Annotated in this window: 7 protein-coding genes; 4 read left to right on the forward strand and 3 right to left on the reverse strand. The window is 65.9% G+C overall.

Annotated elements, in window-relative coordinates; genetic code table 11:
• The coding region (locus VM94_RS29100) for a sensor histidine kinase N-terminal domain-containing protein (protein ID WP_046684751.1) at window positions 1-564 on the reverse strand (564 nt) is incomplete at its 3' end.
• 170 nt (window positions 565-734) lie between these two features.
• On the opposite strand from VM94_RS29100, the gene VM94_RS18105 reads away from it, so the two are divergent.
• Entirely contained in the window at window positions 735-2,879 is a 2,145-nt protein-coding gene (locus VM94_RS18105; protein WP_046684752.1) for a TonB-dependent receptor domain-containing protein, read from the forward strand.
• 63 nt (window positions 2,880-2,942) lie between these two features.
• Here VM94_RS18105 and VM94_RS18110 read toward each other — a convergent pair whose 3' ends face one another.
• Complete coding sequence (locus tag VM94_RS18110; RefSeq protein WP_046684753.1) at window positions 2,943-3,611, reverse strand: response regulator; 669 nt, start codon at window positions 3,609-3,611, stop codon at window positions 2,943-2,945.
• A gap of 21 nt (window positions 3,612-3,632) precedes the next feature.
• Window positions 3,633-4,004, reverse strand: a complete 372-nt coding sequence (locus tag VM94_RS18115; RefSeq protein WP_034755042.1) for a YajD family HNH nuclease — start codon at window positions 4,002-4,004, stop codon at window positions 3,633-3,635.
• 281 nt (window positions 4,005-4,285) lie between these two features.
• Between VM94_RS18115 and VM94_RS18120 the strand changes: the two genes are divergently transcribed.
• The 3 genes from VM94_RS18120 to VM94_RS29105 form a co-directional block, all read left to right on the forward strand.
• Complete coding sequence (locus VM94_RS18120; RefSeq protein ID WP_235432949.1) at window positions 4,286-7,306, forward strand: PAS domain-containing protein; 3,021 nt, start codon at window positions 4,286-4,288, stop codon at window positions 7,304-7,306.
• A 67-nt stretch (window positions 7,307-7,373) separates the two neighbouring features.
• Window positions 7,374-8,600 carry an exonuclease SbcCD subunit D C-terminal domain-containing protein gene (locus tag VM94_RS18125; RefSeq protein WP_046684755.1) on the forward strand — a complete coding sequence of 409 codons (1,227 nt, stop codon included), beginning with the start codon at window positions 7,374-7,376 and terminating at the stop codon, window positions 8,598-8,600.
• 16 nt (window positions 8,601-8,616) lie between these two features.
• On the forward strand, window positions 8,617-9,956 hold a 1,340-nt coding region (locus VM94_RS29105), incomplete at its 3' end, for an AAA family ATPase (protein ID WP_046684843.1).

Raw genomic sequence — 9,956 nt, forward strand, 5'->3', positions numbered from 1 at the left:
GGCCGACGCCTGCAGCACGCGAAACACGCGGTGGATGCTCCACCAGATGGCAATCGTAGCCAGCGCCACCAGCAGCAGGCCGAACAGCGCGATGCGGTAAAAGAAGCCGCGGCTGATGTCGTCGCGGTGGCTGGTCGGCTCGGCCACCAGCAGCTGCAGGCTGCGCTGCGGGTCCCACAGCGAAAACAACCGCCAGCGCTGGCCGGCTATGCTGGTCCACGACAGGCCGTCCGGCGCGCTGCGCGACAGGGCGATGTCGGACGCCGCATCATTGCGGTATAGCACGCGCTGCTGCGCGTCGCGCACCTTGAACAGCAAATACTGGTGCGGATTCGGATGGCCGCGCAGGGGCACGTCGATGGGCCCCGTCAAGCCATGTTGGCGCGCATCCTTTTCCACCAGCGACAGCAGCAGATGGCCCGTCTCGATCAGCGACTGGTCGAACAATTCCTGGCTTTCGCGGCGCGCCTCTACGTACACGATGGCGGCGCTGCCCACCCACAGGGCCAGGGTCAGGCCCAGCAGCACGGCCAGCAGGGTGCGCCGCAAGGACCAGGTTTTCACACCGCCGCCAGCTGTTAAGAATCTCTTAAGAACTTCTGCGCAAGATCCGGAGCGACATATTTTTTGGGTAGCCATGACCGAAATTGTAAATGATTCTTATTGCATCAATGATTCCCATTAGCTTGCACCGGCAACAAAAACCAATAACACATCCACCATCAGGAGTTTGCATGTCCAACAGCACCCGCCGCGCGCGCCTGCCGCGTCCCACCACCCTGGCCCTGGCCTTGGCCGCCCTGTCCTGCCTGCCGGCGCACGCCCAGACGGGCGCGCCTGCCAGCATGCCGGAAGTGGTCGTTTCCGCCTCCGGTTTCGAGCAGGACATCAAGCAGGCGCCCGCCTCGATCACGGTGCTGACGCGCCAGGAACTGTCGAAGGAACGCTTCGGCAACCTGACGCAGGCGCTGGAAAGCGTGGAAGGCATCGACGTGGGCGCGGCGGGCGACAAGACGGGCGGCATGAACATCAGCATCCGCGGCATGCCCAGCGACTACACCCTGGTGCTGATCGACGGTCGCCGCCAGAACGCGGCCGGCAATGTCACGCCAAACGGCTTCGGCGGCACGCAGACGAGCTTCATGCCGCCGCTGGCCGCCATCGAGCGCATCGAGATCATCCGCGGCCCCATGTCGACCCTGTACGGCTCGGACGCCATGGGCGGCGTGATCAACATCATCACGCGCAAGGTGGGCAAGCAGTGGATGGGTTCCGTCTCGGCCGATTACACCGCGCAGCAGGAATCGGACTTCGGCGACGTGAAAAGCGGCCGCTTCTACCTGAGCGGGCCCATCGCCACCGACCTGCTGGGCCTGTCCCTGCGCGGCAGCAAGCAGCGCCGCGACGCGGCCAATATCCGCTCCCCGAATGCGGCCGGCGGGACTACGGCCGCCAGCATGGGCGCCAATCCCGTGCGCGCGGACATTGACAACTTTGGCGCGCGCCTGGCCGTTACGCCAAACCGCTACCACACCGTCATCCTCGACGCGGACGCGGGCCGCCAGACCTATGACAATTCGAACGGCCAGCTCGGCACCAAGAGCGTGCAAGGCGGCTACGGCCCGGAACAGAAATACAAGCGCGACCAGTGGACCCTGTCGCACACGGGCCGCTTCGGCTTCGGCACCCTGGACAGCAGCTATATGGTGAACAAGACGGAGACCTTGGGCCGCACGATCCCGCCAGGCACGCCCGGCGCCGTGGCCGGCAGCGCACGCACGCTGGAAGTGGAAAGCCAGGTGTTCGACACCAAGCTGGTCATGCCATTGGGCAAACACATGGCCACCGTCGGCGCGCAATGGTGGAAGGCGGAAATGACGGATGGCGTGGCGCCAAAAAAATTCGAATTCACGCAAAAAGCCCTGTTCGTGGAAGACGAATGGCAAGTGCTGGAAAACGTCGCGCTGACCTTTGGCGCCCGTTATGACGATCACAGCATCTTCGGCGGCCAGACCAGCCCCCGTGCGTATGCCGTGTGGAACGCGACACCGAGCTGGACCGTCAAGGGCGGCGTCAGCAAGGGCTACAAGACGCCGCGCGTGGAGCAACTGTCGCCAGGCATCAACGGTTTTGGCGGCCAGGGCACGATCCCCCTCGTCGGCAGCCCGGATTTGAAGCCGGAAACGAGCACGACCACGGAAATCGGCGCCTACTTCGACAACTTGGCAGGCTGGACGGCCAGCGGCTCCCTGTTCAACAATGAGTTCAAGGACAAGATCACGACGGGCACGGGCCTCGTCAACTGTGACTATCGTCCATCGCCGAACCGTCCCGGCTGCGTCAGCTTCGGCAACTGGCCCAACGTCGATGCGTTTGGCCAGTCCGTCAACGTGGATGAGGCCGTCACACGCGGCGTCGAGCTGAACACGCGCTTCCCGCTGGGCAAGACCTTGTCGGCCAGCGCCAACTACACGTACACGGAAAGCGAACAGAAGAGCGGCAGCAACGCGGGCAAGCCGCTGAGCGACACGCCCAAGCACGCCGTCAACGCGCGCCTGTCGTGGGATATCTCGCGCGAATGGAATGGCTGGCTGCGCGCCGAGTACCGCAGCGAACGCTTCCGCGATCCGGGCACGTCGGCTTCCACGCGCGCCGCCAAGGCCGCGCTGGGCGACTACAAGGGCTACACCATGCTGCACCTGGGCAGCAGCTATCAGCTGAACAAGCGCGTCACATTGAACGCGGCCGTGTACAACCTGCTCAACAAGGACTTCATCGACTACCAGCCATACCGCGCACCGGCATTGACCTACGCCAACCGCTATGTCAACAGCCTGGACGGACGCCGTCTGTGGCTGTCGGCCACCATCGATTTCTGATGAGTTGATGGCTGACCAGCCATAGAGCACAACGGGCTGCCCCAGGGCGGCCCGTTTTCTTTGTCAGGCCGCTTTCGGCTTGTCGATGCAATAACCGATCGCATGCACGGTGCGTATCAAGTCCCGCCCCAGCTTCTTGCGCAGGTGGTGGATATGCACTTGCACGGCATTGCTTTCCACCTCGCCGCCCCAGCTGTACAGGTTTTTCTCCAGCTGCTCCCGGCTCAGCACCCGGCCGCCGTGTTCCAGCAGCAGTTGCAGGATGCGAAATTCCTTCACCGTCAGGGTCACGGGCAAGCCCCCTTGCGTCACCTGCCGGTCCGCGATATCGAGCACCAGGTCGCCGTGCACGAGGTGCTCGCGCAGGCGGCCTGCGGCGCGGCGGCAGGCGCTGCGGATGCGCGCGGCCAGTTCGTCGAGGTCGAACGGTTTCACGATGAAGTCGTCGGCGCCCGCGTCGAGGCCGGCGATGCGCTCGCCCACCTTGTCGCGCGCCGTGACGACCAGCACGGCGCCGCTGTAGCCGTTATCGCGCAGCACGCCCAGCGCCTGCATGCCGTCCTGCCCCGGCAAGCCCAGGTCGAGCAGGATGCAGCCATAGTCGTGCAGGCGCACGGCCGTGTGCGCGTGTTCGGCGCTCGTGACCCAGTCGACGGCATAGCCGCCCTGCTCCAGGCCGATCTGCGTGGCGCGGCCCAGCTGCGGGTCGTCTTCGGTCAGCAAGATGCGCATGGGGAAAGCGGCGCGGCCCGCTCAGTCCTTTTTCTTGATCAGGCCCGCCAGTGCGGCAAACGGATTGTGCGTGGCGGGCGCCACCTCGGCCGACAGCAGGCCGGCGCCACGGTCCGCTTCCAGGTAGCGCGAGTGCTCATTGTCGTGGCAATACAGGCACAGCAGTTCCCAGTTGCTGCCATCGGGCGGATTGTTGTCGTGGTTATGGTCGCGGTGGTGCACGGTCAGCTGCTGCACGTTGGCGCGCGTGAATTCGCGCATGCAGCGGCCGCATACCCACGGATACATCTTCAGCGAGCGCTCGCGGTAGCCGCTCTCGCGCTGGTCGGCGGCGCGGCGCGCTTCGGCCACGATCTTGTCCAGCCGTGCCGCATCGGGCTTTTTACTCTGCATGACAACTTTCGATATGGGAGGTAGAAGCATCCATTTTAATGAGGATGGGGGCGCAATTGTACTTTTTCTGCCACGCCGCCAGCCCGTGTCGCCGCCGGCGTGCTTTTTTTAGCGTGCGCGGCACCACAGATACTTGATTTAACGCAAAATAAGGCCAGCGACAGACCGCGAACAGACAATGGGCGTGGTGGCGACAGGCTTATGCGCAAGGCAGCCGATTTCGGCTATCATGCGCGCCACGCCGCCCTTCCCTTTTTCATGACCCTAGCCTGCAAGCGCCCGTGATAGCGATAACAAGACCCCTGCAACGCCTTGCCCGCCGCCTGTACAGTCTCAGCCTGGTGCCCCTGTTCGCGCTCATCTTGCTGCTGGCGCTGTGGGCGGCCGTCTTTTACCAGGTGGGCCAGGAACGGGCCAGCGCCGTGCGCGACGCCGTGGCCGTCAGCCAGTCGCTGGCGCGCACCCTGGCCGACCATACCAGTTTCACCCTGCGCCAGACGGACCACGCCACGCAGCTGTTCAAGCTCAAATACGAGGAGACGGATGGCAGCCTGCGCCTGAATGAATTCACGCGCCGCCAGGGCCTGCTCGACAGCGTGCTGCCATCGAAGCTGGAACTGCCGATCGCCCTCATCGACGCGCAGGGCAATGTGGTCGACAGCGCCCACGCCTATCTGCCGGAAAACCTGGCCACGCAGCCATTTTTCAGGGCGCTGGCCGCCAATGCATCCGACACGGCCCTGGTCGATACGCCCATGCTCGACGCGGACGGCAAGCGCTGGACCATCCGCCTGGCGCGCCGCCTGAACGATGCCCAGGGCCGTTTCGCCGGCGCCATCGTCATCCTCGTCGACCCCACGTATTTTGTCGACGACTACGACCGCCTGAACCTCGATGAGCATGGCGCGCTGATGCTGGTGGCGCGCGACAGCGGCCTGACGGTGGGGCGCATCGGCGAGCAATTGATCCTCAGCGACCGCATCGACTTTCGCATGCCGGGACCGCCGCAGCACGCCGCCGAGGAACTGCTGATCGAGCCGCCCGTCGACGCGACGTCGCGCATCTACAGCTACCACGAGCTGCCGCGCTACCCGCTGCTGGCCGTGGTGGGCGTGAGCCGCACCGTCGCCCTGGCGCGCTTCGAACACCGCCGCATCGTGTATATCGGCGCGCTGCTCGCCGCCAGCGTGCTCATTGCCGGCTTTACGACCCTGCTGATGCGCCAGAGCGCGCGCCTGCGCCGCAGCATCCGCCAGGCCAAGGAAACGCAGGCGCTGCTGCGCGCGGCGCACCAGGGCAGCCTCGATGCCGTGCTGCTGCTGAAAGCCTGGCGCCCCGCACCGGGCAAACCGGTGGAAGACTTCACCTTTGCCGACATCAACGAGCGGGCCGCCGACATGCTGGGCAAGCCGCGCTCCGAACTGCTGGGCCAGCGCGTGCTGCCGCAGATGCCGCTGTTGCGCGGCGAGCGCTTCTTCCAGCGCTTCGTGCTGGTGATGGAAACGCGCCAGCCGCTGGAAGATGAATTCGAGCTGCCGCTGGCCTCGGGCGGCACGCGCTGGCTGCGCCACCAGGTGGTGCCGATCGCCGACGGCGTGGCCGTCACTTCGCGCGACATCAGCGCGCGCAAGCACGACGAACTGGCGCTGCAGGATAACCGCAGCTTCCTGCAATCGCTGATCGACCATTTGCCCGTGCTCGTCTACGTGAAAAGCGCGCGCCCGGAAAATTTCGGCCAGATGGAAGTGTGGAACAAGGCGGCCGAGGACATCACCGGCCACCTGGCCGCCGACGTCATCGGCAAGACCGATTTCCAGGCCTTCCCGCCCGACTTCGGCCTGCACGATGCCGAGGACGACCGCGCCATCCTGGCCGAGCACGGCGTCATCGACCATACGGAAAAGCCTTTGCGCCTGCTTGACGGCAGCCTGCGCTACCTGCGCGCCGTCTCCGTGCCCGTGTTCGACGAGCGCCAGCAGATCGAACATATCCTGTGCATTGCCGAGGATATCTCGCAGCGCCGCCAGCAGGAACTGGAACTGCGCCAGAAACAGGCCGAGCTGGCCGCCGTCAACGACGCCTCGCCACTGGGGCTGGTGCGCCTGGACCGCCAGCGCCGCTGCACCTACGTCAACCGCACCTTCGAATCGATCACGGGCCTGCCGCGCGCGGCCGCCCTGGGCGCCGGTTGGACCAGCGCCCTGCATCCGGACGACTATCCGCTGATGCACGTGGCGCTGGAGCAGCTCACGCGCAGCCATGCGCCATTCCAGTCGACCCTGCGCTACCTGCAGCGCGACGGCAGGCTGGTCTGGGTCTCCGTGAAGATCGCCCCCATCCTCATCGACGGCCAGATCGAAGGCTACGTGGGGACCCTGGACGACATCACCACCTTGCGCGAATCGGAAGTGGCGCTGCTGGAAAGCGAAGCGCGCCTGCGCACCATCGCCGACACCTTGCCGGCCATGATCGCGTACATCGACGCCGACCAGGTCTACCGCTTCCTGAACATCGCCTATGAACGCGAATTCGGCCTGAGGGGCCGGCAGGCGCTGGGCAAGAGCGTGCGCGACACCGTGGGCGAGGCGCGCTACCGCACGGTGGCGCCGTATATCGAGCGCGTGCTGGCCGGCGAAACCTTGAGCTTCGAGGAGGAAGACGAGAAGGAAGGCATCGAGCGCTGCCTGGAAGTGATCTACATCCCGCAGATCGGCGAAGACAAGCTGCAGGTGGTGGGCTTTCACGTGATGCGCCAGGATATCACCGTGCAGAAGCGCGAGAAACAGCGCCTGCTGAAGCTGGCTCAGGTCGATGCGCTCACGGGCCTGTCGAACCGCGCCGGCTTCCAGCAAAAACTCAGCGACGCCATGCACGCGAGCCGCCAGCAGCAGCACCTGATGGCCGTCATGTACATGGATATCGACCGCTTCAAGCCCGTCAACGACACGCACGGCCACGGCACCGGCGACGCGCTGCTGCGCGCCTTCGCCCAGCGCCTGACGCACACCATGCGCGCCACCGACATCATCGCCCGCCTGGGCGGCGACGAATTCACCATCATCATGGAACAGATCACCCGGCCCGACGACGCGGCCGTGCTGGCGGAAAAAATCGTCGCCGCCATGCAGCAGCCGTTCGAACTCGATGGCATCACCGTGCGCATTTCCGCCAGCATCGGCCTGGCCTTCTACCGCGACGAAGACATTTCGCCCGCCGTGCTGCTGCAGCGGGCCGACGTGCTGCTGTACAAGGCCAAGCAGGATGGCAGGAACACGTATCGCGCCGGCGCATTGACGGCTTGATTTAGCCGCTGGCGCATGCCGTCATTCCTGCTATATTGGCGCCTGTCCTCCCTACCGTTGCCACACCATGCGCCTGCTGCACACTTCCGACTGGCATCTGGGCCAGACCCTGCACAATTATGAAAGGGGCTACGAACACCAGCGCTTCCTCGACTGGCTGCTCGACACGCTCGTGGCCGAACAGGTCGACGTGCTGCTGGTGGCGGGCGACGTATTCGACAACGCCAACCCGTCGGCCGCCTCGCAAAAGCAGCTATATGTATTCCTGCAGCAGGCGCGCGCGCGCCTGCCCGCGCTGCAACTGGTCGTCGTCGCCGGCAACCACGATTCGGCGGGACGGCTCGAAGCGCCCGGCCCCCTGCTGGCCGCGCACGGCACCCACGTAGTCGGCCATCTGCTGCGCGACGAGGCCGGCAATATCGACCTGGAACGCCTGCTGCTGCCGCTCGCCGGCAGCGACGGGCAAGTGCAGGCCTGGTGCCTGGCCGTGCCCTTTTTGCGTCCCGGCGACGTGCCGAGACTGCCGGCCGGCGACACGCAAGACGCCTACCTGGGCGGCATCGCCCTGCTGTACCGCCAGCTGGCGGACCTGGCGCTGGCGCGCCGCCAGCCAGGGCAAGCCATCGTCGCCATGGGCCACTGCCACATGGTGGGCGGCGAAATGTCGAACGACTCCGAACGCCGCATCGTCATCGGCGGCACGGAAATGCTGCCGTCGGGGATTTTCGATACATCCATCGCCTATGCGGCGCTGGGCCATCTGCACAAGGCGCAGGCCGTGGGCGGGCAGAATCACATCCGCTACTGCGGCAGCCCGATTCCCCTGTCATTCGCGGAAGTGAATTACCGCCACCAGGTGCTGTGCCTCGATATCGATGGCGAGCAGTTGACTAAGGTGCGCGTCATCGAAGTGCCGCGCGCCGTGCCCTTGCTGCGCGTGCCCGCCACGCCGGCACCCATCAACGAAGTGCTGGCGCAGCTGGCCGCCCTCGACGTGCCCGCCGCGCCACCGGAAGCGCAACCCTTCCTGGAAGTGCGCGTGCGCCTCGATGCGCCCGAACCGGGCCTACGCACGCGCATCGAAACGGCGCTCGACGGCAAGCCCGTGCGCCTGGCGAAGATCGAAACGTCGAGCGCCGCGCGCAGCAGCGCGCCCGAGAACCTGACACTCGACCAGTTGGGCCAGCTGCAGCCCGACGACATCTTCCGCCGCCTGTACCTGCAAAAATACGGCAAGGAAGCACCACCCGAACAACTCTCGGCCCTGGCCGAACTGCTGCTGCCCGGCGCTTGAGCGCAACTGAAGAACCATGAAAATACTGAAAATCAGCGGCAAGAACCTGGCCTCGCTGGCTGGCGAATTTGAAGTCGACTTCCAGCAGGAGCCGCTGGCGTCTTCCGGCCTGTTCGCCATCAGCGGCCCCACGGGCGCGGGCAAGAGCACCTTGCTTGATGCCCTGTGCCTGGCCCTGTACGACGCCACGCCGCGTTTGCTGAAAGTGCTGGGACGGGGCAGCGCCCTGCCCGACGTGGGCAAGGAAACCGTCAATGCCCAGGATACGCGCACCCTGCTGCGCCGCGGCACGCCGGACGGTTACGCGCAAGTCGATTTCGTCGGCAACGACGGCGCAAGTTACCGCGCACGCTGGAGCGTGCGCCGCTCGCGCACCAAGGCGGAAGGCGCGCTGCAGGCAACCGCCATGAGCTTGCACCAGCTGCCCGCGCTGCAACCCATCGGCGGCACCAAGACGGAAGTCAAGGAAGAGATCGAAAAGCGTATCGGCCTGTCGTTCGACCAGTTTACGCGCGCCGTGCTGCTGGCGCAGAACGAGTTTTCCACCTTCCTCAAGACGGAAGACAATGAACGGGGCGAATTGCTGGAAACCCTGACGGGCAGCAGCATCTATACCGACATTTCCATGCGCGCCTTCGAGCGGGCGAAAAAGGAAAAGCAGGTCCTCGAACGCCTGGGCGAAAAACTGGCCGACCAGCGGCCCCTGTCGCCGGAAGAACGGGCGGAGACCGAAGCGCTGTGCAACGCCGCCGAGACCAGCCTGCACACCATCGATCTGCGCAAGGCCGTGCTGGAACTGCAGCAGCGCTGGCACCAGGAGACATACAAGCTGCAAGCCCAGGTGGAGTCTGCGCAGCAAGCATTGGACAGCGCGGATGCCGAACGGGCCACTGCCGAAGCGCGCCGCGCGGCGCTGGCGCAGTGGGAATTGCTGCAGCCGGCGCGCCCCCTGATCGACGACGTGGCGCGCCTGGCGAACGACATCGCCAGCACCGGCGCCGCGCTGGAAGCGTCGCGCGCGCAGGCGGCGCAGGCCGTCGCCAGCGAAGCGCAACTGGCGCAGGCCGTACAACTGGCGGCAGCGGCCTTGCAGGCCAGGGAAGCGGCGCAACACGATGCGGCGCCCCTGCTCGACCAGGCCAAGGCGCTCGACGCCGGCATTGCGGCACACTTGCCCGCGCACCGCCAGGCGCAAGATGGCGCCCTGGCCGCCGACCAGGCCAACGAGGCGGCGCGCGCCGCGCTGCACGCGCTGCAGCAGCGCCAGCAAGCCGCGCAGGCGGAACAGGAAGCGGGCCGCCAGTGGCTGGCATCGCACCAGCAGTGGCAGGCGCTGGCGCAATCGTGGCAATTGTG

It is taken from the genome of Janthinobacterium sp. KBS0711, from assembly GCF_000988085.1.
Taxonomy (GTDB): Bacteria; Pseudomonadota; Gammaproteobacteria; order Burkholderiales; family Burkholderiaceae_D; genus Janthinobacterium; species Janthinobacterium lividum_E.

Bases quoted from the DNA above. Each gene is read 5' to 3' on its own strand.
- VM94_RS18105 (WP_046684752.1), top strand. From the start codon at position 735: ATGTCCAACAGCACCCGCCGCGCGCGCCTGCCGCGTCCCACCACCCTG.
- VM94_RS18110 (WP_046684753.1), bottom strand. From the start codon at position 3,611: ATGCGCATCTTGCTGACCGAAGACGACCCGCAGCTGGGCCGCGCCACG.
- VM94_RS18115 (WP_034755042.1), bottom strand. From the start codon at position 4,004: ATGCAGAGTAAAAAGCCCGATGCGGCACGGCTGGACAAGATCGTGGCC.
- VM94_RS18125 (WP_046684755.1), top strand. From the start codon at position 7,374: ATGCGCCTGCTGCACACTTCCGACTGGCATCTGGGCCAGACCCTGCAC.